The organism is Ruegeria sp. HKCCA5463 (assembly GCF_013034175.1).
Classification (GTDB): Bacteria; Pseudomonadota; Alphaproteobacteria; order Rhodobacterales; family Rhodobacteraceae; genus Ruegeria.
In genome coordinates this window covers 32,281-53,618 of the sequence record NZ_WQFL01000006.1, presented here as the reverse complement: position 1 = coordinate 53,618, position 21,338 = coordinate 32,281, and the positions used below count along the sequence as shown (strand labels likewise).

At 56.2% G+C, this 21,338-nt stretch carries 17 protein-coding genes and 1 pseudogene; 3 read left to right on the top strand and 15 right to left on the bottom strand.

The genetic code is table 11. The features are described from left to right. Positions 1-336: 336 nt before the first annotated feature. The 3 genes from GOW09_RS13620 to GOW09_RS13610 form a co-directional block, all read right to left on the bottom strand. Positions 337-1,233 (bottom strand): EamA family transporter, encoded by an 897-nt coding sequence (locus GOW09_RS13620; RefSeq protein ID WP_171119132.1) that lies wholly within the window; start codon positions 1,231-1,233, stop codon positions 337-339. A gap of 58 nt (positions 1,234-1,291) precedes the next feature. After that, complete coding sequence (gene wrbA / locus GOW09_RS13615) at positions 1,292-1,915, bottom strand: NAD(P)H:quinone oxidoreductase (RefSeq protein ID WP_171119131.1); 624 nt, start codon at positions 1,913-1,915, stop codon at positions 1,292-1,294. 106 nt (positions 1,916-2,021) lie between these two features. After that, on the bottom strand, positions 2,022-3,047 hold the full coding sequence (locus GOW09_RS13610) for a LysR family transcriptional regulator (protein WP_254442744.1): 1,026 nt from the start codon (positions 3,045-3,047) through the stop codon (positions 2,022-2,024). Here GOW09_RS13610 and GOW09_RS13605 point away from each other — a divergent pair. Both GOW09_RS13605 and GOW09_RS13600 read left to right on the top strand, forming a co-directional pair. Then, entirely contained in the window at positions 2,982-6,419 is a 3,438-nt protein-coding gene (locus GOW09_RS13605; RefSeq protein ID WP_171119129.1) for an AAA family ATPase, read from the top strand. The two genes, GOW09_RS13610 and GOW09_RS13605, sit on opposite strands and share 66 nt — an antisense overlap. Before the next feature lie 86 nt (positions 6,420-6,505). Beyond that, a complete protein-coding gene (locus GOW09_RS13600; RefSeq protein ID WP_171119127.1) occupies positions 6,506-7,528 on the top strand; it encodes a GSU2403 family nucleotidyltransferase fold protein in 1,023 nt (340 codons plus the stop codon). Positions 7,529-7,903: 375 nt separating this feature from the next. On the opposite strand, the gene GOW09_RS13595 is transcribed toward GOW09_RS13600, so the two are convergent. From GOW09_RS13595 to GOW09_RS13555, 9 genes are all read right to left on the bottom strand, one after another. Next, complete coding sequence (locus tag GOW09_RS13595; protein WP_171119126.1) at positions 7,904-8,068, bottom strand: hypothetical protein; 165 nt, start codon at positions 8,066-8,068, stop codon at positions 7,904-7,906. Positions 8,069-8,233: 165 nt separating this feature from the next. Further along, positions 8,234-9,178 carry a 3-hydroxyacyl-CoA dehydrogenase NAD-binding domain-containing protein gene (locus GOW09_RS13590; RefSeq protein WP_171119124.1) on the bottom strand — a complete coding sequence of 315 codons (945 nt, stop codon included), beginning with the start codon at positions 9,176-9,178 and terminating at the stop codon, positions 8,234-8,236. Continuing rightward, positions 9,178-9,912, bottom strand: coding sequence for an SDR family NAD(P)-dependent oxidoreductase (locus GOW09_RS13585; RefSeq protein ID WP_152460178.1), 735 nt, complete (start codon positions 9,910-9,912; stop codon positions 9,178-9,180). The genes GOW09_RS13590 and GOW09_RS13585 overlap by 1 nt, the downstream gene beginning before the upstream one ends. Continuing rightward, entirely contained in the window at positions 9,912-11,330 is a 1,419-nt protein-coding gene (locus tag GOW09_RS13580; RefSeq protein WP_171119121.1) for an aminobutyraldehyde dehydrogenase, read from the bottom strand. The genes GOW09_RS13585 and GOW09_RS13580 overlap by 1 nt, the downstream gene beginning before the upstream one ends. Before the next feature lie 15 nt (positions 11,331-11,345). Then, entirely contained in the window at positions 11,346-12,278 is a 933-nt protein-coding gene (locus GOW09_RS13575) for a 3-keto-5-aminohexanoate cleavage protein (protein ID WP_171119120.1), read from the bottom strand. Positions 12,279-12,426: 148 nt separating this feature from the next. Further along, positions 12,427-13,224, bottom strand: coding sequence for an SDR family NAD(P)-dependent oxidoreductase (locus tag GOW09_RS13570; protein WP_152460175.1), 798 nt, complete (start codon positions 13,222-13,224; stop codon positions 12,427-12,429). Further along, positions 13,224-14,753 carry a choline-sulfatase gene (gene betC, locus GOW09_RS13565; RefSeq protein ID WP_171119118.1) on the bottom strand — a complete coding sequence of 510 codons (1,530 nt, stop codon included), beginning with the start codon at positions 14,751-14,753 and terminating at the stop codon, positions 13,224-13,226. The genes GOW09_RS13570 and betC overlap by 1 nt, the downstream gene beginning before the upstream one ends. Continuing rightward, on the bottom strand, positions 14,750-15,889 hold the full coding sequence (locus tag GOW09_RS13560) for an SRPBCC family protein (RefSeq protein WP_171119116.1): 1,140 nt from the start codon (positions 15,887-15,889) through the stop codon (positions 14,750-14,752). The genes betC and GOW09_RS13560 overlap by 4 nt, the downstream gene beginning before the upstream one ends. 82 nt (positions 15,890-15,971) lie before the next feature. After that, entirely contained in the window at positions 15,972-17,012 is a 1,041-nt protein-coding gene (locus GOW09_RS13555; RefSeq protein WP_171119114.1) for a GlxA family transcriptional regulator, read from the bottom strand. A 305-nt stretch (positions 17,013-17,317) separates the two neighbouring features. Here GOW09_RS13555 and GOW09_RS22865 point away from each other — a divergent pair. Further along, a pseudogene (locus GOW09_RS22865) lies at positions 17,318-17,922 on the top strand (hypothetical protein). Between the two features lie 117 nt (positions 17,923-18,039). On the opposite strand, the gene GOW09_RS13550 reads toward GOW09_RS22865, so the two are convergent. The 3 genes from GOW09_RS13550 to GOW09_RS13540 all read right to left on the bottom strand — a co-directional run bounded on the left by GOW09_RS13550 (position 18,040) and on the right by GOW09_RS13540 (position 21,286). Next, a complete protein-coding gene (locus GOW09_RS13550; RefSeq protein WP_171119112.1) occupies positions 18,040-19,032 on the bottom strand; it encodes a hypothetical protein in 993 nt (330 codons plus the stop codon). Positions 19,033-19,465: 433 nt separating this feature from the next. Then, positions 19,466-20,563, bottom strand: a complete 1,098-nt coding sequence (locus GOW09_RS13545) for a Gfo/Idh/MocA family protein (protein ID WP_171119110.1) — start codon at positions 20,561-20,563, stop codon at positions 19,466-19,468. Between the two features lie 12 nt (positions 20,564-20,575). Then, complete coding sequence (locus GOW09_RS13540; protein WP_171119108.1) at positions 20,576-21,286, bottom strand: GntR family transcriptional regulator; 711 nt, start codon at positions 21,284-21,286, stop codon at positions 20,576-20,578. Between the last annotated feature and the right edge of the window lie 52 nt (positions 21,287-21,338).

The following is a 21,338-nucleotide window of genomic DNA, read 5'->3' as shown; positions in this document are numbered from 1 at the left end:
CTCTGAAAGCTTAACGAGTGCTGTGAGTAGCACCAGACTGGCTGGGGCGCTTACTGGCAGCATCCAAGGCAGTTTTCGATACACGACAGCACTGAAATAGAAACGCACGCCTTGAGCGCTCTCAGCGCTTTGGATCGCTCGTCCACAACGCAACAATAGCTATGGGAGGTTTGGATCGCCCAGATGCTGCGGCACCAGAACCCATCCCCTTCATGTTGCGCACGGAAACCTAGGACTTCGATATTCTAGGGATCTGGCGAACGGGCTTGAGCGAGGCGCTGAGCCATTCCTCGCCCGCTTGCGTGATTGGGCTCATTGTTTGCGACTCAACACCCATCAGACAGATCCAGCTGTTGCTGGTCTCCATTTTTTCAAACCCGAATTGTCCCTTCGACTCACGCTCTGGCCGACCACAACAGAGCCAATAACTATGGCTGCTCCTATAGTCTGAGTGATGCTAAGAGTTTGTCCCAAGTATACCCGGCCTAACACTACAGCTGTAACAGGACTCATCATGCCGAGCATCGAGAGTGCACTGGGCTCCAGGCGCGCTATGCCACGAAACCAAAGAGCATAGGTTGCTGCAGCACCAATCAACCCAAGCCAAATCAGGCCGACGACATTTGTCGCGCTGAGCGCAGGTAGAGGCGGCTCAAGAAACAGTGCGACTGGCAACAGTATCAAACCACCGGCTGTTAATTGCCACGCTGTGAAACTCAGCGCCGAGACCGGAGGTTGCCATTTCCGGCTGAGAACAGTGCCAGCAGCCATTGACGCGGCTCCTCCAAAACCCGCTGCTATACCGATCCAATCAAGTTGTGCTTCCGGCCCGATCAGCAGCAGAGACACACCCATTACGCCAGTCGCGGCGGCGCCGAGTGCACCAAGTCGTATTGGGGTTCCCAGCCATCCCCACGCCATCAAAATCACGATCATTGCTTGCAACGATCCTAGGGTGGCGGCCACACCACCGGGTAACCTATACGCAGCAACGAAGAGGAGCACCCAGAACAGAGCGAAATTGAGGCTGCCTAAGACGAAAGTTCGACCGAGCCATTCGCGTGGTGGAACGCAGCGCGTCACTGCAAGCAACAACAAGCCAGCAGGCAGAGCTCGTAACGCAGCCAGGGTAATAGGATAGCCCGCCGGAAGCGCTTCCGTAGCTACCAGGTAGGTGCTCCCCCATACCGCTGGGGCGAGCGCAGTGAGAAGAATGTCGGTTGAGCGTGACATAGTGTGTCTCCCGGCTGAGGCGTTGGAAAAGTTGAGTGAGACGTCAGAGGCGCGCGGGTTAGGCTGCTTCCTCTTGCAGATTTGATCCGGCGAGACATGCGGCAATTCTTGCAACATGAGCGCCCTGGAACCGCGCTCCGGCTAGGTCGGTTTCGGTAGGTGTGCGGGAACCATCAGCGCCGGCGATCGTTCCGGCACCATATGGGGCGCCGCCAATGATTTTTTTTGATGTAGTCTGGCCAGCAAATGTGTAGGGCATTCCGGCAATCAGCATCCCAAAGTGTTGAAGCGGGACTTGCGTTGTCAGAAGGGTGGCCTCATGCCCACCGTGTTGCGAACCTGTTGATGCAAAGACCGCCCCGACTTTTCCAACCAGAGCATTTCTGGCCCAAAGCCCTCCGGCCTGATCCAGAAACGACTTCATTTGGCCGGCCATCATGCCAAATCGGGTCGGTGTTCCTAAAATTATTCCATCATAGTTTTCCAGATCTGCCGGCAAAGCGATAGGCGTATCATCGACGACATAGCCAGCCTGCAGGCGGACTTCCTCTGGGACGGTTTCGGGCACACGCCGAACGTCCACTTCGGTGCCGGGAACACTTCTGGCGCCTTCAGCTTCTGCATCGGCCAATGTGCGGACGTGGCCATAGCTTGAATAGTAGAGAACGAGAATACGTGACATAGGATACCTCTCAGGGCTGTGACTTGTTCCCTGAGAGAATGGAATTTGTTGCGCCGCCAATTAAGTCGCGCTCTTTGACATCACTCTTTACCTGTATTGAACAATGTCACGACTTGAGAGCCAGGCGCAGATGATCAAGAAAGGCTTTGACCTTTGCGTCCATTCCCAAACGAGATGCTGTAACGGCGAATACTTCCGGCGCAGGCAGTTCGTGGTCAGGAAGAACTCGCACCAAGGTCCCACTGGCTTCAGGAGCATCAGAAACGAACTCGGGCAGTGTTCCGATACCTTGCCCCGCTATTAGCAGATCCCGCAAAACGAGGCTGTTGCCGACGCGCACGCGCGGATCAAGCTCTAATGTTGTGACACCTTCGGCGGCCGAGAGCTTCCAGCTCGTCAAATGATCAGCAAGCAAAAAGCCGATGATCGCGTGGTTTTTGAGATCCGCCGGCTGGGTCGGAGTCCCGCATCGCTCCAAATAGTCAGGAGACGCAAATATTCTTTGCCGCATCACGCCGATCCGTCGGGCAACAAGTGCCGAATCCGGCATGGCAGCACGGATACGTATCGATAGATCGAACCCGCCCTCGACCATATCAATCACCTTGTCGTCCATCGAAAGCGTAAATCGCAAATCGGGATAGGTTTCCAAGAACTCTGGAAGCATCGGTGCGATAACGGTTTGGCCGAAGGAACTTGACGCATTCACCCGAAGGTGTCCACGCATCGCTTTTGAACCTTCCCTAATGGTCTGTTCCGTTTTTTCGACCGCGTCGAGAATTCCAATTGCATCTTGGTAATAAAGACTGCCGGTGTCAGTCAGTGACATCGATCGGGTCGTTCTGGTGAGGAGGACGGTTCCCAGACTTTCTTCCAGAAGCTTGATTTCGATGATCCGGCAGTTCTGGAAGAAGTGGAACGTCTGCTGAAGTATATCCCACGAGAGTTGCGAGCGCTCCTGGGTGATAGTCAGGAAGAGACGACCGCGACTATTGTCCATGCGATGCAGCAGGGCGCAATGGAGGTTCTTGCGCGCCTCGAAGAGACCGATGGTTGAGCGATGCGATTGAACCGGCTCGACCTCACCCGTTTTGGCAAGTTCACTGATCTGAGCCTGTCGTTTCCCATCCAAACACCCGGTAACCCCGACCTGCACGTGATCTACGGTGCAAACGAAGCTGGGAAATCCACCCTGCTCGAAGGTTGGCTGGACATGCTGTTCCAGATCCCCGTGCGAAGCAGCATGGGATTCATTCACCCCTATCAGTCGATGCGGTTGGGGGCCGTGCTAGAAATAGACGGGCAGACGCATGAACTGCTTCGGGTCAAGAAACGTGACAATTCTCTGCTCGACGCCAGCGGTGAACCGCTGGGTGAAGCCCTGCTGCATGGCGGTCTGCGAGGACTCGACCGCACATCCTATGCGGCGATGTTCTCGCTCAATCGACAGACCCTGGACGAAGGAGGCGAAAGCATCCTCGCCAGCAAGGGGGATCTCGGTGAGTTGCTGTTTCAGGCAAGCGCGGGGATGACCGATTTGGCGGCGCAGTTGGACGAATTGAATGCAGAGTCGGAGGGGTTCCTGAACAGGACCGGACGCAAGGGTGCGTTGCGCGATCTTTGTGCCGCCTACGACGACTTGGGAAGGCAGATTAAGGAATTGGACACTGCTGCTTCCGAGTATGCTCGCCTATCGACTGAATGCTATCGGACCAAAGATGCCTGGCACAAAGCGCGCGAGGCGGCAGAAACTGCACAGACCGATGTAATCGCGACCGAACGTCACATCGCAGCACTACCGCTTTTGCCGCGGCTGGACCGTCTAGAGGCGGAGATCGCCAGTTACGGTTCGCTACCAGAACCTCCAGAGGGATGGCTTGCCGAACTTCCCGAACTTGACCGCACGGAGACCGCTATTGCCACCCGGCTTGAGGCCGCGAGAAAGACTGTGGCAGGGTTGGTAGCCGAATTAAACGACCTCCCACCCGACGGGGTGGTTCTGAAAGCACGCGAGGACATCGAGGCGGCGGAACAATTAAAATCGGCCCACGACACCGCGGTGGAGGACTTGCCCAAGCGGCACGGAGAGCTCGAAGCCAAGACGCAAGCAGTCAATGATTGCCTGTCTCGACTGGGGCACGTCGGGGCGGATCCGACCAAGCTGTTGCCCGAGGCAAGAAGCCTGGGGCGCCTGCGCGCGCTGATCGAAAAAAGCTCTGGTGTGGAAACCGCGTGCGATTCTGCGACTAGAGAATTGCAGCTTGCTAAAGATGACCTCGAGCGCGCTGAGCGGCGTTTAAGTAAGGCTGGAGGCAGCGTGTCAAATTTGGGTGGGCTGGCCGGTTTGGTGCAAAACCTTCGCCGCGACGATCCTGTCGGCGCACACGACCGTGTAAGCACCGAGCTTGAAGAGAAGGAAGCGCGTTTGAAATCGGCCCTGTCTGCGCTTTCGCCCTGGACGGGAAACAACGATGAACTGGCGAGTTTGACTCCGTCAGACGACGCCGCTCTTGAGCAATTGGACGCGGAAATCGCCGAGGCTGATAGGGCGATCGACCGGGCGGATGATTGGCTGGAGCAACTAGAACTGGCTGTGACCCAAGCTCTCGCTCGACGCGATGCAGTCGGAACAACTGCCGTAGTTAGTCTGGAAGAAGCAGCTCAAGTGCGAACACGTCGGGAATTAGAATGGTCCCGCCACCGTGCGGATCTGACGGACAAAACTGCAGAGTGCTTTGAGGTTGCGATGCGCCTCGACGACCAGGTGACTGCCACCCTTGCGGATCAGCGCGCCCATGCTGAAAAGACAGCCGAGGCCGAGCGTACGTTGGTCGAAGCCCAACAACAAGTTGACGTTGCCAAAGTGAAATCGGCCGAGGCCAGGGAGCGGCGCAAAAACCTGGCGAAACGGCTTGCCGGAATCGCTGCCAAGGTCTCCCCCGCACTCCCCACCGACATCGACCTGCCAACTTTCCGCGCTTGGCTCGACAAGCTCGACATAGCGCAGGATGCCCTGGTCAAGCACGATGGCAAGGCGCGCGATCTTGCCCGGCGCGTGCAGGTCGTTGCCCAGGCTCGTTTGGATATTTCGAACGCTTTCGCACAGGCGGGCCGCGCAATACCCAAAGATACGAGCCTGGCCCTAGCCCTTGAAACCGCTCAATCTCTCTTGGACCAGGTGTCTAAGGTTGAGGCTTTGAGCGAGACCGAAGCCGAGGCCCGCCAGAACCTGACCAGACGTGAGCGCAACAAACTAGAGGCAGACGACGCGCGCACCGCATGGCAGGTGGAGTGGGAAGCCGCCTGTGCCGACACTTGGATGGCTGACGCGCCGCCCGCTGTCGACGAGATGCGTGCGATCCTCGAAGAGCTCGACCAACTACGTGAACATCAGGACCGCATCGGTGAACTGACCCACCGGATAACGACCATGCAATCCAACCGCGAAAGGTTTGAAAAAGAGGCTCGCGATTTGGCGGGTCGCATCGAAATGCCTTTCGATCTGCCAGCGACTGATCTGTGGCGTGACATCACCCGGCGACAGCGCGCAGCGGAGAGCCGCGAAGATCAGCGAGCCAACCTCTCAGATCGTTTGACGACGGCCAAACAAGCCCTCTCGGAGTTGGAAGAGGAAGCCGAGATTCATCGCAATCGGACCGTCGAATTTTCCCGTCACTTTGAAGTCGAAGTTTGGGCCGAAGCGCGCGATGCGCTCACGCGAGCAGGGGAACTGTCGAAACTGCGTGAAACTCAGCGCGAACTGACCGAAGACCTCTGTGCAGGGATGCGATGCGATACAGTCGAAAAAGCACGTGCGCGACTGCGTGATCTAGATGCCGATGCGCTCGCCGCACGCGCCGACAGCCTGCGGACCGATTTGAAAACCCTGCGCACAGCACAGGAAGAAGCACAGGACGACTTCCGCAAGGCCGAAGACGCCGTCGAAGCGGTCGGTGGCGATGACGCAGTTGCCCGTCTGGAAGAACAACGCCAGACATTGTTGCTTGAGATTGAGGACGGCGCCCGGCGCCACCTACGGCAGCGTTTGGGGCTCTTGGCAGTCGAAGCTGCTCTCAGGAGCTATCGTGACACTCACCGCAGCGGTATGCTCGAACGCGCATCAGAAGCCTTCCGCATCATGTCGCGAGACCGATATTCTGGCCTCGCCGCACAGCCGGATGGTTCCCGCGAAGTATTGGTGGCGCTGGCCGCTGGGGGTGGCTCGAAACAGGCTGACCAACTCTCAGACGGCACCCGGGCTCAGCTCTACCTTGCGCTACGCATTGCAGGCTACCACGAGTTTGCTCGCAACAACGGCCCAGTGCCGTTCATTGCCGATGACATCATGGAAAGCTTCGACGACGACCGCACCGCCGAGGCCTTCGGCCTGTTAGCTGAGATGAGCAAAAGCGGCCAGGTGATCTACCTGACTCATCACGCGCATCTTTGCGACATCGCGAAAAATTCATGCCCATCTGTGTTTATTCACGAATTACAGAGCTAAAAGCGTGGTGTTCAACATCTTTACTTTTTGTTGAACATACTTATGTTCAACAAAACTAAAATCCGTTGAGCACAGTGGAAGCCAAGATGTTCACGCGCCATTCATCCATAGCACATGCCGCTTATCACGATCTCCTGCGTTCACTGCGGGACGATGCTGTTTCGGACATCCGGGGCACCCCCACACGAGTCGAACGCAACAACAGGACCTACTGGTATGACACCTACCGGGTCGGTTCCGATGTCAAAAAGCACTACTTGGGAGAGGATCGTGAGGAACTGCGCGGTAGGCTGGAACAGCACAAAACTTTGAAAGCCCAACAGGAAGACCGCCGCCGCAACCGGGCGCGCCTCGTGCGGCTCCTAAGAGCAGAAGGTTTTCTGGGTCTGGACGCTGCCACGGGCAGCCTGCTCTCTGCGATGGCAACGTCCGGCGTATTTCGTCTAGGCGGCACCATAGTGGGGACGCACGCCTTCCGCCTTTACGAAGGTGAATTGGGTGTGCGTTTCGACATGGATATGACCGCTCACACGGATGACATCGACATCGCCAGCTTTTCCAGGTTGTCGCTGGTGCTGGAGGACACTGCATCACCATCGCTGGAAGATGTGTTCCGCGATTTCGACTTCATGGCGCAGCCCAGTCTCACGGCCGGACGCACCTGGCGTTGGAAACAGACACGAGGCGACACGCTGATAGAATTCCTCACTCCATCATTTGGTGAGGATGAGGATGTGCGCGAACTGCCCGCTTTGGGAGTGGATGCGCAAGGATTGCACCATCTGAACTACCTCATCGCGGAGCCAATCAACGCTGCTGTAACCTACCGGAGTGGCGTTTTGGTGCAAATCCCGCAGCCAGAACGCTATGCCATCCACAAGTTGATCGTCGCGGACCGTCGCCGTCCCGGTGAAAATGCCCTCAAAGCAGAAAAGGACAGACGACAGGCCGCATTTCTAGTCGAGGTGCTTGCTCAGGATCGGCCGGATGAATTGAATGACGCCTACGAAGATGCACTCTCTCGTGGCCCCAAGTGGCGTTCTAGGATTGAGGCCAGCCTGGACCGCATGCCGAAAACGCAGCGGCTGTTACAGGAACTGCAGGATTAACGCGCATGTAGACAGTGCTCTCAGGTTCAATGAACCTGCCGAACCTGAACTTGGCTGGTTTGATTGGCGACAACGCCTGGAAAACAGGGCTCCTTTGACTAAAAATCAATAACTTGGCCACCTGCACCGATCTTCGGGAGGCAGGGGTCGGAGGTTCGAATCCTCTCACTCCGACCAATAAAACAAGGCGCCCAAGGGCGCTTTTTTGCTTTCAGCGTATTTCACGCAACGATTTCCGCAACGTTTCGCGGGTTGTTTTTGCTCAGTTCATCCCAACCGGCAGAAATCTACCACAGCAGGGGACCCTGATATCTTCTAGCCCCTAGTAACCGCAGCTTTCTTGGGCGCAACCAGGCTTTAGGAACGGTAGAAATTCTACGGGGTCTCGCGCAAGATCGCAGAAATGGCAGTGGCGTTTTCCAGGGTCATGCCGCGCATGCCCAAGCTAAAAAAATCGCCGAAGGCGACGGACGGAAGATCCAGCACGTTTGGATCGAGAAAGAGACCCAGACAATAAAAAGCACCAACTTTGTCGTACATTCAGTGTTCCAACCCTTTGCCGTCCACGAAGGCAACCTCATCACGAAGCTACAACAGGGCTTTGGCGCGGCCACGGCGGAACGGATTGTCGACACACTGCGCAGCCAGAGCTCCGAAATTCGGCCGGTGGTGCCTCCTCAATGCGTTATCACGAACGCTCAGCGTTCAAGTGTTCGATTCTAGTCGAATGCTTTTGAGGGATTTTTGCATGGCAACAATAAGCGCATCTCGCTCGGCCGCGAGTGTCTGCGGGGATCGACCGTTTGCTTCTTCGTTTATGCCCTGAACCAAAGTTTCGATAACGTCGTCGTTCAAGTGTGGCTGACCCAACCCGTCCCACCATCCGTTAAACGTATCCCGGAAGTGTTCGCAAAAGGCGCGCAGACCGCCCTCTCCCGCTCCTAGATTGAACAACATCGTCGGCCCCATGGCCGCCCATCGCAGACCGGGGCCCGCCCACATGGCCTTGTCAATGTCTTCGACCGAAGCAACGCCCTCGACAGCCATATGGACCGCTTCGCGCCAGACGGCTGCCTGAAGGCGGTTCGCCACATGGCCAGGCAAGCCTTTCCTGATGCGGATCGTGACCTTGCCTATGTCGTGATAAAACGCTTCGGCTCGTTCGAGAACGCCATCACCTGTTTGCGCGTTTGCAGTGAGCTCCACCAACGGGATAAGATGTGGCGGGTTGAACGGGTGTCCGAGGATGAAAGGCGCAGGATCTTGCCAGCCAGCTTGTAAAGCCTCCAGCGTCATGCCTGATGTGGAACTGGAAACGATCGCATCCTCGCTCAGGGCTGGTTCGACTTCAGAATAGAGTGCGTGTTTGATCGCTTCTCTTTCTGGAACATTCTCCTGCACGAAGTCTGCACCATCGACCGCAGATGCTGCTGTTTCTGCAAACGCCAATGCGTTCGGAGAGGCTCTGCCGGTCAGGCCGAGTTCTTCAAGCGTGGGCCAAGCTGTTTCAATGAAAGCGCGGGTTTGCTCTTCAGAGTTTGGTGCCGGGTCGTAAACAGTAACTGATCGACCAGCCGCGAGAAACAGCGCAGCCCAGCTTGCACCAATAACGCCGGCACCAAGAATTGCAGTATGTGAGATCTCCGACATCAGAACACTCCGGGGTTGAGTGGCGACGCGGCCGTCATGCCGCCGTCGACGGTAAAGAACTGACCCGTTGCGAAGCTTGCCTCGTCAGAGGCGAGCCAGACAGCCATGGATGCAATGTCATCCGGCTCGCCAAACCGACGAACGGGATGACGGGCCAGTGCGTCTTGCCTTGCCGCGACAGGATCCTTTGCAAGTTCGAACGCGGCCTCAAGCATGCCGGTATTGATCCATCCCGGACAAATCGCATTGCACCGCAGGCTTGGGCCATGATCCACGGCGATAGATCGCGTGAGCCCATGCACGAAAGCTTTGGACGCATTGTAGAGAGCCATCGAAGGGTCCGCGACCTTGCCAGAGATTGAGCCGATATTGATGATGCTCCCGCCGGATTTCATAGTCGGAATAAAGGCACGGCAGCAGTTGAACACCCCTCGACAGTTGGCGCCGATCACTAGATCCCAATCCGCGTCGGTGCTTTCCGTCACTGACTTTTCCACCTGAACCCCGGCATTGTTGACGAGAATGTCCAACGCACCCACAGCCTCGGCTACCATTTGGACGTTCACCGGATCACTGACGTCCAGATCGTGCCATTCACAGGGCAGGCCGTCAGGGGCTCCACCCCGCCCGCAGGTCACCACCTCGGCGCCTTCCTTCAGGAAAGCACCGACGATGGCGCGTCCAATTCCCTGGCGCCCGCCAGTAACAAACGCTTTTTTTCCTGCAAGCCGCATCAGTGCGCCACCATCACATGACGGATCGACGTATAGGCGTCGAGCGCATAGATGCTCATATCACAGCCCGTGCCGGAGCCTTTCATCGCGGCCCAAGGCATTTCAGGTGTGCCGACACCATGCGTATTGACCCATGTGAACCCGTAGCGCAGGCGAGATGTAATCGACATTGCCCGTCCCACGTCGGTCGTCCAGACCGAGGATGCCAGTCCGTATCGACCTGCATTCGCCACCTTTACGGCATGATCCGCGTCCGAGAAACGGGAAAGCGTCACAACGGGCCCAAAGACCTCATCCGTTGCGATCTCTGCTGAATTATCGACGTTTGCTAACACCGTCGGTTGATAGAAGAACCCGTTTCCATCTCCGCTTGCGCCACCTGTGACGATCTCGCATCCAGGACGTGCGCGGTCGACAAAGGCGGAAACGCGGTCGCGCTGAGCTGCGGAAACCATCGGACCCATTTCGGTGCCTTCAGCCTTGGGCGCGCCAACTTTTATTTCTTTTACTTGCGCTTCGACCATGGCCGCGAATTTTTCATACACACTGTCCTGGACCAGGATCCGGCACGGTTGCGCACAATCCTGCCCGGCATTGAAAAAGCTCCCATAGCGGATCGTTTCAGCCACAGCGTCCAGGTCGGCATCATCAAAAACAATGACGGGGGCCTTGCCACCCAGTTCCAGATGCACATGGCGGATTTGCTCGCTGGCGGCGCGCATAGCGGCCATGCCAGTGGCCGGGGACCCCGTGACAGTGATTGCTTCCATTTGAGGGCTGTTGATCAATTGATCCCCAATCGTGGGACCACGCCCGTGAATCACATTCAGCACCCCTTTGGGCAAGACGTCCTGCAAAAGTTCAGCAAGGCGCAACGTGGACAAAGGTGTGATCTCGGAAGGCTTCAGAACAACTGTACAGCCGGCTGCAAGAGGGGCTGCAAGTTTCCAGGCGGCCATCATCAACGGATAATTCCAAGGGGCAATCGCCGCCACGGGGCCAACAGGGTCGCGGCGGATCATGCTTGTGTGGCCTGCGACATACTCGCCCGCAGCCGATCCCGTCATGGTCCGGGCCGCCCCTGCAAAGAAGCGGAATGTGTCGATGGTAAGAGGGAACTCATCATCGCGTGCCGATGGCCAGGGTTTGCCGGCATCAAGGCTTTCAAGCTCCGCCAACTCATCCTGATTGGCTTCGATAATATCGGCGATTTGCATCAGCAGCGCGGCCCGTTCGACCGGCGGGACATGTCGGAAGGTTTCGAACGCCTCTTCAGATGACCTTACTGCGGCCTCTACCTGGTCCGAACTGGCCTCTGCGACCAGGCCAATCTTCTCTCCTGTCGCGGGGTTCAAAATGGCCAGGGCCTCACCCTCCCCTTCCACCATCTCCCCATTGATAAGCAATTTGCCTTGCATGCCTGTTCCCTTCTATCAGAAATTCACCCGGTCCGCGCCCTTAAGCGCGAGCCGCTCTCTGGCTTCGGCAGGTGTTGCAACCTCAAGCCCGAGGTTTTTCACGATGTCTCGAATTTTCCGGACCTGCTGGGCATTGGATGTCGCCAGTTCGCCCTTGCCGATGAACAGGCTGTCTTCGAGCCCCACACGAAGGTTGCCCCCCAACAGGGCCGCCTGAGTCGCAAATGGCATCTGATGGCGCCCCGCAGCCAGCACCGACCATTCGTAGTTCTCCGGCCCGAACAGCCGGTCGGCTATGGTGTGCATATGCATCAGGTTATCGAGATCAGCGCCCACACCGCCGAGGATTCCGAACACCATCTGAATAAAAAACGGTGGCTTGATCAGACCCTGATCAACGAACCATTTTACATTGTAGAGATGGCCAAGATCGTAGCACTCGAATTCGAACCGTGTGCCATGTTCACCCCCAAGCTTTTCGATGGCGTAGCGAATTGTCCTGAACGTGTTGGGAAAGATGAAATCCTCGGTCATTTCGAGGAAAGGGCGTTCCCAATCATGCTGAAACTCGGTGTATTTCTGAAGCATCGGGAAGATTCCGAAATTCAGCGACCCCACATTGAGGGATGCCATTTCGGGGCTTGTCGTCGTGGCCGCCAACATGCGTTCGTCCATGGACATGCCAAGCCCACCGCCGGTTGAAACGTTGATCACGGCATCTGTGGATTGTTTGATGACAGGCATAAATTGCTGGAACAATTCTGGCCTGGGATCGGGTTTGCCGGTCTCGGGATGGCGGGCATGCAAATGGATAATGGAGGCACCGGCCTCGGCGGCTTCTATACTGGCCGTTGCGATTTCGGTTGGCGTAATGGGCAGATGAGGGCTCATTGTCGGGGTGTGGATGCCCCCGGTCGGTGCGCATGTGATGATTACGGATTTTGGCATTCCGGGGCCTCCTGCGAAACAACACGGCGCAAATGGTAACGCACCTCTTTGGGTCGGTAGATCAGGTGAACCTCGGGGGTTTCACCAAGCGCATAGCGTGGCCGTAAAGCACCCTCGTCGGCGACCTTCCTGGGGTTGACGGCGCATTTCATAGCCGCATCTGCTGGACTTGAGCGCTAAGGCCTCCATCCAGCACCCAAAGCTGTCCGCTTGCATATCGGGCCTCATCGCTGGCGAGCCAGTTCACGAGGTTTGCGATATCGTCTGGCGTTCCATAAGTGCGCATCGGGTGCACATCGCGCACAGCTTGCTGAAGCTGGTCAATCGTCTTGCCGCCGCCACCCGAGCCGTCGCCGGTGAAAAAGCTTTGCAGCATCGGTGTGTCGATGTAGCCAGGGCAAATCGCGTTGACCCGGATGCCTTCGGGCCCGTGATCGCAGGCCATCGCGCGGGTCAGGGCATGAACCGCACCTTTCGTTGCACAATATGCCGCCAGTCCCGGATCTGCGATGAAACCGTCATATGATCCGAAGTTAATGACAGATGCAGAACTGCCGCTCTTTGCCGCCTTGCGCATCAAAGGTAGCGCATATTTGGACGTCAGGAATGTGCCTGTCACGTTCACCGCAAACGAGCGGTTCCATTCTTCAAGGCTTGTATCCTCAATTGTTTTTTCGATCTCGATGCCCGCAGCGTTCACGAGAATATCGAGTTTGCCGTGCTCAGTCTTTATCCTCTCCATAGCTGCAATGGCCTCGGGTTCTGAGGTGACATCAAGTCGGAGAAAATGGCTATCGGCCCCTGCTGGGTTGGACACGGATCCGCTTTCACTGAGATCGGCTGCGTAGACAACGGCCCCTTCTCGGGTCAGCCGATCCACGATCGCACGGCCGATGCCGCCCCGTCCGCCCGTCACAAGGGCCACCTTGCCGTCTTGAATATCCATCAGTTTGTTTCCCCCATCGGTGGAAAGCGGTAGCGCGCGGCTGCCGCAGTCCAATCCATGTGATTGCGAACATATTCCTGACTGGCGTCGCGCGGCGGGTTGTAATCCCATGGCTCGCTTGCCCCGGCCTCCATCGCGGCATGAAGCGCGCGCCTCGATTTCTGGGTGCGCATAACATCAGCCCGGAGCCTTTCGCTGTCCCATCTCTCAGCGACTTCGCATGCAAAGGCAGCGGCTGCATCACTGTAGGCCGGGTCATCCGCCAAGTTGACACGCTCATCCGGGTCCCGAGACAGGTCATAGAGCTGCGGTGGATCCACATCGCAGTGAATATACTTCAGTGTCCCGCGCCGGATCATGAAGACAGGCCAAGGTGTCATCTCTGCGCAGTATTCGCCGATGGCAATGTCCTCTGGTGCATCCTCCCCACGCGTCAAGGGCATCAGGGACCGACCGTCAACTGGCTCGCCCAGCATGTCGGGTGTCCCTCCGGCAACCTCCAGGAAGGTCGGAAGCAGGTCGACGAGAGAGCACGCGTGAGGCGCCGTGCCTTCGGCCACATCCGGGCCTGCGAAGATTAAGGGCACACGGGCAGAGTGTTCGAAGAACGTCATCTTGTACCAAAGACCCCGTTCACCCAGCATGTCTCCATGATCCGCGGTCACAATGATCAATGTGTTGTCAATCTGACCCGTTTCTTCCAGCGCCTTGACGATCGCGCCGACTTTACTGTCGAAATAGCTCACATTTGCCAGATAAGCGCGCCGTGCGCGGCCGATTTCTTCATCCGAAAGCGGCACAGTGGAGGCTTCGATCCCATCCATCACACGGCGTGAGAACGGGTCGTGCTCTTCCAGAGAGAGGCCTTGCGGCAAGTCGACTTCATAATCGGCGTAGAGATCCCAGAATTCTGGCTTCGCCACATATGGATCGTGAGGATGGATGAAACTCGCCACCAAGCAGAACGGAGAGACGTCGCCGGCTGCGTGATCCCGTCCGCGCTCGATCAGCCACCGGCGCGCTGCGAACTCGACCTCGTCATCGTAATCCGTTTGGAATGTCGCGATTGCCACACCGCTTTCCTTGACGGTCTGCATGTTGTGGTACCACTTGTCGATCCGCTCATCATGGGCTTCCCAGTCCGGCGTCCAAGCGAAATCGGCGGGATAGATATCGGTCGTAATCCGATCTTGAAACCCATGCATCTGGTCAGGTCCGACGAAGTGCATCTTGCCTGACAGGCACGTGCGATATCCCAGAGCCTTGAGGTAGTGTGCAAAGGTAGGCACGCTGGCACGGAATTCCGACGCGTTGTCATAAGCCGCAATTCGGCTGACATATTGCCCGGACATGAAAGCAAATCGCGACGGTGCACAGAGCGGCGAGTTGCAATAAGCGGCGTCAAATCGCATCCCGCGTGCCGCGAGTTTGTCCATGTGCTGGGTTTTGGCGCCCTTGTGCCCATAAGCACCAATGAAATGTGGTGCCAACTGATCGGCCATCACCACAACAATATTCGGCTGCGTCATGGAGCGGCCTTTGCGTAAGCATCAAGTACCAGCCCGTGGAAGTGATGAACGGCATGTTCGGATTTGCCGGATCCTGAAGGGTCCGACACGATTCGACCTTGCGTAAAGGCCGGCGTTTTCATTCCTCGCTGTACACTTTCGACCAGATTGATGTCTTCAACCTGAAGCACTTCATCCAGATAGCGCATCGCGTCGATTTCCATCGGATCAGGCTCGGGCGTCTCAAGAAAAAAGTCATAGGTCTCCAACGTGCGATCTGGTCCGACCGGAATGACATTTAACACGATCATGCTAGACCGGCCCGGGTATCGCATCAGACAAGTTGTGGGCCACAGCCACCAGACCGCATGGGTCTTTACAGTCGCGTTGGAGACGTCGTAGGCGGAATTGGCGTTCTGCCCCGCCTCTGCCATGTGGCTGGAATAAATACCGTAGGTCGTGACCTTGTACGTGTCCATGTCCACAAGATCACAAAAGTCCTTGTGGGCGGTCGGGCAGTGGTAGCATTCAAGGAAATTGTCGACGACATTCTTCCAGTTCGACTTGATATCGTATGTCAGTCTTTTCCCGAAGGTAAGTTGTTCGATATCAGGGGCCCAGTGGCGGATTTCGGTCTCCAGATTGCCGGATTGATCCGACAGCGAGGCAGCTTGCGTGTCGAGATTGACGAAAACGAAACCGGCAAACTCTTCCACTTGAACAGCATCCAGGCAGATATCGCGTGGCGTGAAGGCCTCCAGGTGATCGGTTTCAGGTGCGCGGACAAGTTGACCGTCAAGCTTGTAGACCCAAGCATGGTAGGGACACATGATACGGGTCGTCTCGCCTTCGCCACTCAACAGCTCATGGGCGCGGTGTTTGCAGACGTTGTAGAAGGCGCGCAAGACCCCTTCCCTATCCCTGACGACAGCGATTGGGTGCCCCGCGATATGTGTGGCGACGTATGACCCCGGCGTACGCAGCTTTTCGACGTGACAAACCCATTGCCAAGACTTGGCAAGGATCTCCGTACGGTCGACCTCAAACCAGTTTGCGTCAATGTAAGCCTCTTTGCGCAACGAAAGCGCACGATTTGGATCTGGGTCGAAGCCAGACTTTATTGCTTCGAACGCGTTTTGATCTGGAAACTGCGTCATGGCTGTCCTCACGACTGGAATCAGGAACTCACTGCACCAGCATTTCGCGGATCAAACCACAAGACTTACCATGAATCGCCGACTACTTAACCTTTTTCGCCTTAGGCTTTGGTGCACGGTGCATTGGCCATGCTCGGAACTCGAATGGAATGCGTCCCTGAACACGATCCTTGCTTGGTGGGAGACCGAAGCGGTCCTTGTAGGCCCGACTAAAGTGGACCTGGCTTGAAAATCCGCTCGCAAAGGCAATCTCCGACATGGTCAGGTCAGTTTGGGTTACAAGGCCACGGGCCCGGTCGAGGCGGATATCACGGTAGTAAAGTGCTGGCGTTTTTCGCACGCATTGCGCAAAGAGCCGATCAAGTTGCCGATGTGATAACCCGACATGCCTACAAACATCCGCAATGGAGAGTGGCGTTTCAAGGTTTGCCTCCATGACACGAATTGCGGCACGCACATTTGTTGGAACAGAGTTGCCCAAAGGCTCGGTATTCTCGGGGTACTGCAATGCCCCGTGGGCGCGTATCGGGGGGGCAAACACATAGCGTGCAGCGGCATTTGCAAGAGCGCTACCATGAGACTGCTGGATCAGATGCAGGGCAAGATCGAGCGAAGCCGCACCACCACTGCAAGTCACACGACGGCGATCTATAACCCACAGCGCTTCACTGATGCCCGTCTTGGGGAACAATTCTTGGAACGCATCAATATGTTCGTAATGGACTGTTGCCGTATAGTTTTCCAACAACCCGGCATGGGCCAGAATAAAGGCACCTGTATCTAGCCCGCCCAAGATTGCCTGACGTTGTGCGGCATTTCTGAGGTTCGCGCGCAACGCAGCAGAAACATGGCGCTCCGGCTCCCAACTTGACGAGACGAAAAGCATGTTCGCTTTGTTCATTCCCGCCTCTGAGAACCTGGCGGTGTTGACTTCAACGCCATTGCTGGCCGTCACCATCCCGCCCGCCTCGGACACAAGTTGCCATCGGAACAGTGTTGTTCCCTCGAGATAGTTGGCGGCACGAAAGGGATCGATAAATGACATCGTGGCCGCCAGGTTGAAAAATGGTGTTACAGCGATTCTCAGTTCGGTTGTTCTGTCCGGCCCGCCGCCCTCGACCATGTCGCCAACTCCCTTCTGTTCTTTCTCAACGGTAGACAGTGCGGCCAGACAAGTAAAATCGACGACCAGCTCAAGGCTGAATCAGACGCGAAGCGCAACGTGCATTGCAGCGACTCAAGCTTATCTTTCGCCTCGAACTGCGACGAAGGATCTTCCATTTTCCGCTGTCTGACTTCAGCACCCACCCGGTAGATTTAGGGATCTGTGTTGCGGAGGGGTTCGAGTTCATTGAACCTATTAGCAAGCTAAGATGAACAAGAAATCCGGAACTTAGAAAGACGCAAATTTAAAAGCTCGTCAGGAACATCAAACGCAAGACCCGCAAACATTACTGGGCCGAATAGAATGTCGGTATTGTCCCGGCCGGTCTGCGCGCTGAGGATAGCATTGCGGCGCTGTGTCTCCGCGAGGGCATAACCGAAAGCTATTATATTCTGGTCGAAGGAGTTCCCGGAAGCCGGGAGAGCCCGTCTTGCGGGCGACACCGCTCGGCAGGTGACTGCCCCTGAGGCCTCGGACTGAGATCACGTCATGGTCGCACACGAGCCAAGGCTGCTCAGCGAAAACGGCTCGACATACGCCGCGGGTGATCTGGTGGACTGTCTCGGATCACGTGCACGGTGCGCCGCACCACACACAAACCCCACTCCAGTTCGAGCGTTGGTACCAAACCTTGAAGAACTGGGTTCTCTTGGAAATTTACTTCCTACCCGGAGGTTTTGAGCGACAGATCGGCACCTTTGTCGATCACAACAACAACTACTGTTACCCGGAGAGCCCGGCCAACTTGACACCCGCCGACGTCTATCATGGCCGAGACGCCAAAATCCTGAACATAAGAGTGGAGATCAAGAAGCAAACAATCAGAAACCGTAGGTTTCAGAACAAAGCCGCTGCCACTTTTACTTAAACGTAAACCGAACCAGAGCCTGCGTTACAAAGAGACCAACGCCAAAAAAACTCTGAAAACGGGCGATCGAGATCCATTTCGCATTACTTGTGCCAAAGAACAGCGCACAGCTCACTTTCAATCGGTGACCTGCCCCGCGCCGACTATTGTTCTGAGAACAAATTGTGTCGCGGGATCAATTTCACCCCTCACGATAAGCGCTTGAAATTGGTGATTCAGGGCGGTCTCGCCCCAGTTCCGCATGGCAACTGCGATCCGCGGCGCTAGATTACGGTCCTTTTCGAGTTCACTCGAAAAAATGCCAATAATCTGAGCGCGAAGTTCAGGCAAAACCGTGCCGCCTTCGGTCAAAGCCCGGATCAGGGATCGCTTTTCGGGCAGTTGCCAGCCGGGGCGCTGCAGCGCTCGCTCAATCGCAGTAACTGAAAGGGCGCCGTCGATTTCGATACCTGCGAGAGCCCATTCATAAAGGTTTTGACCATTGCTTTTCAAAACCTGTTCAAATCGCGAACGCACAACAGAGGCTGCCTGTTCATCAGATTGCAAGCCAAGCAGACGCACCGCGACGGGTATGTAACTGATCCTGTTCAGACTACGAAATTCTTGCAGGAGCTGCTCAGTAGGCATCGTGTTCCGAAGTGGATGAACAAATTCATATGGGGCACGGTAGATTTCAACCATAGCGATGTTTCTCAGCACATGATCTTCGTGGCTTAGATAGCCCGCAAAGAACATAACACGCTCCGAGCCGTCATTGTCGCCGTACGCCCACGATCCTCCAACAGCTATTAAATCCTCAACAAACCGAGATCTGTCTGGCGTCATCATGAATAGGCGCTTCCAGCTTCGTGAAATGCTACGCCCTGCACCATCCTTGTCGGTTGCGCCATAGGTGAAGAGAACCGTCTTTTCTGGATTGGACCGGAAAGCTGCGCGGGTCTTGCTGTCGATCAGAAACGGTATTTCCGGCAGCGCTGAGATTTTCTGTTCTGTCCCTCTCAGAATGTGAACCGGAGAAAACCGGAACGGGTTGTCCGGTGTCGGACCCGCCAGAACGATAATGTCCGCGGAAATAATGTGATCAGCCGACGAAGCCTCAGGCAAGGTCACGCAGACTGAGCAAGCTTGCAAAGGTCTAGAGGTCACCGAAAAGGTGGCCAGAACACAAAGCAGTGAGAGAAGTTTCGTTACTAAGCGCATAAGATACTGATGTTATTTAGTTTATGTGTTCCTTTTTACCTGTCGGCACTTGAGTTGGCACAATAATCTGTAACTCAACTTAGTTTAGGATGCGAATTTTCGACAGTGACTAAGCTCAGAACCCCGTGACGCGCTTGACCAGACAGAAAAGCAAAGACCAGACATTCCAGAAACGCCGCGTTCTGCATAAACACAGCGCGCTGCAGATTGAAGTTTCAGCGAGCTTGACCCACTTAAACCAATCAAGCGATCGTGGTCCTAGTCATACGACGAAAGACATTGCCAGCAACAGTCTAAGGCGTCTTTTAGCGATCGCAAAACGCACCTGCGACTCCGGCCCCGATCAGTCGGCCAAGTAAACCGTTTCACCGGTTTCAATTGCCTGTTGTGCCGCTTGCCCCATCCTGACAGCCCAGAGGCCGTCCTTCAAACTCACATCCGGTTTCGCCTTTTCGCCACGAAGTACGGACAGGAACCCTTTGTGCTGATAGTAGGTCGACCCATTGTGATCCCCAGCCGCCAAAAGGGTGGCGTCCACCGGAACGTCCATTGATACCGGACCTTTGGGATTGCGCGGGCTCAGGATCACCTGCGGCAGCGGCGGAGTTCCCAAGTGATCGGGCCAGAATCGTCCGGGTCCAGGAACAAACGCCTCGATCTTGGCGTCCGGTCCGACGGCCGATATTTCTTCTTGATAGCGTGAGCCTTCGGCAAACATGCAAAGTTCCAACATCGCGCGCGCACCCGAAGCAAAGTCGACCAGAACAAAGCCATGATCCAGAATATCCGGGGTTTGACCGTCGTAACTTTCGTCCAGATGGTTCACCGCCTGCCCGCCGCTTGCCGTGATGCGCACCGGATCGGATTGCAATATCAGACGCATCAGGTCGAAGAAGTGGCAGCATTTCTCGACGAAAGTACCGCCAGTATTTCGGTTGAACCGGTTCCAGTGGCCGACCTTGTCGAGGAAGGGAAAACGATGCTCGCGGATCGACAGCATTTTCACCCCACCTGTCGCCTCGGCCTTGTCGATCAAAGCAGCGATAGGGGGCATGTACCGGTATTCCATCGCGACCCAAATCGGGCAGGGGTAGTCGCGCTGCAACTGCTCAAGTCGGGGCACGTCTTGCGGGTCGGTGAACAATGGTTTTTCTACCAATAGCGGCAGAGGACGTGTTTCTGCGATTTCGCAGATCTGGTCCACATGAAGATGGTTCGGGCTGACAATGACAACGCAGTCCAGTTCCTCTACTGCCAGAAGCTCTTGCACAGAACCTACCATGGTAGCAGTTGGCGCAATTGCCTTGGCGGCTTTTGCCATCTCCTGATCCGGTTCATAGATCGCAGCCACACTGGTACCTTCCAGCAATCCTATATTATGCAGGTGCTCTTGCCCCATCATTCCGCATCCAATCAGCCCGTAATTGATGGTCCGGGTCATGTGCGATTCCTTTTACTTCAGACGTTGTACGTAGTTGGCCCGATCCGGGTCGAACCAAGTTTTTGAGAATTCGACGGGTGCTGCGCTTTCCGACCAGCTGAACCGCTCGATGTAACCAACTGCTTGGCCGGCTGGCTTGGTGAAGTCAGTAGGCGTCCAGTCCGGTAGAGGCCGGACCGAAACCCTGTCTTCGGCTCTTGCGATCCAAAAGCCCAACTGGCGCTGATAATAGCGATAGAGCGAGTCGGACAGCAGGCTCTGGTCGATCAGGCCCGCTGATTCGTCCAGCCAGATTTCTTCGACAGCGATGATTGTATCATTCAGGTAGCGCATCCGCCGGACACGCGAACCAGCGTCAGAAGCACCGAATTTCGGCAGATCGACCGGCTTTTTCAGATGGTCAACCGACAGGATATCCGCACGGGGCAGGCCGCCCCCTTTCGGCAGTTCCAGCCTGAACATTGCATAGACGCTGTTTTGCGTACCGGTCTCGCGTATGTAGTTGCCCGAGCCCTGGATACGCTCCAACATCCCCTTTTTTTCCAGCTCTGAGAGCGATTTTCGCAGCGTTCCAACCGAGACATTCAGCTCTGCGGCCATCTCGCGCTCGGTCGGCAATCGTTCACCGTCAATAAGGCGACCAGCCGCGATGTCACGGATCAGAAGTTCCGCGATCTGAATATATACCGGCAGGGCATTGGGGTTTCGGTTGGATGCAGGCACGGCAGACGCTTCACTCGGTCGCAGGAAAAATTGATACACTATTGATCTACAT

Excerpts from the sequence above, each read along its gene's own strand:
- GOW09_RS13620 (WP_171119132.1), bottom strand. The coding sequence starts at position 1,233 with ATGTCACGCTCAACCGACATTCTTCTCACTGCGCTCGCCCCAGCGGTA.
- wrbA (WP_171119131.1), bottom strand. The coding sequence starts at position 1,915 with ATGTCACGTATTCTCGTTCTCTACTATTCAAGCTATGGCCACGTCCGC.
- GOW09_RS13600 (WP_171119127.1), top strand. The coding sequence starts at position 6,506 with ATGTTCACGCGCCATTCATCCATAGCACATGCCGCTTATCACGATCTC.
- GOW09_RS13595 (WP_171119126.1), bottom strand. The coding sequence starts at position 8,068 with ATGTACGACAAAGTTGGTGCTTTTTATTGTCTGGGTCTCTTTCTCGAT.
- GOW09_RS13590 (WP_171119124.1), bottom strand. The coding sequence starts at position 9,178 with ATGTCGGAGATCTCACATACTGCAATTCTTGGTGCCGGCGTTATTGGT.
- GOW09_RS13585 (WP_152460178.1), bottom strand. The coding sequence starts at position 9,912 with ATGCGGCTTGCAGGAAAAAAAGCGTTTGTTACTGGCGGGCGCCAGGGA.
- GOW09_RS13580 (WP_171119121.1), bottom strand. The coding sequence starts at position 11,330 with ATGCAAGGCAAATTGCTTATCAATGGGGAGATGGTGGAAGGGGAGGGT.
- GOW09_RS13575 (WP_171119120.1), bottom strand. The coding sequence starts at position 12,278 with ATGCCAAAATCCGTAATCATCACATGCGCACCGACCGGGGGCATCCAC.
- GOW09_RS13570 (WP_152460175.1), bottom strand. The coding sequence starts at position 13,224 with ATGGATATTCAAGACGGCAAGGTGGCCCTTGTGACGGGCGGACGGGGC.
- betC (WP_171119118.1), bottom strand. The coding sequence starts at position 14,753 with ATGACGCAGCCGAATATTGTTGTGGTGATGGCCGATCAGTTGGCACCA.
- GOW09_RS13560 (WP_171119116.1), bottom strand. The coding sequence starts at position 15,889 with ATGACGCAGTTTCCAGATCAAAACGCGTTCGAAGCAATAAAGTCTGGC.
- GOW09_RS13555 (WP_171119114.1), bottom strand. The coding sequence starts at position 17,012 with ATGGTCGAGGGCGGCGGGCCGGACAGAACAACCGAACTGAGAATCGCT.
- GOW09_RS13545 (WP_171119110.1), bottom strand. The coding sequence starts at position 20,563 with ATGACCCGGACCATCAATTACGGGCTGATTGGATGCGGAATGATGGGG.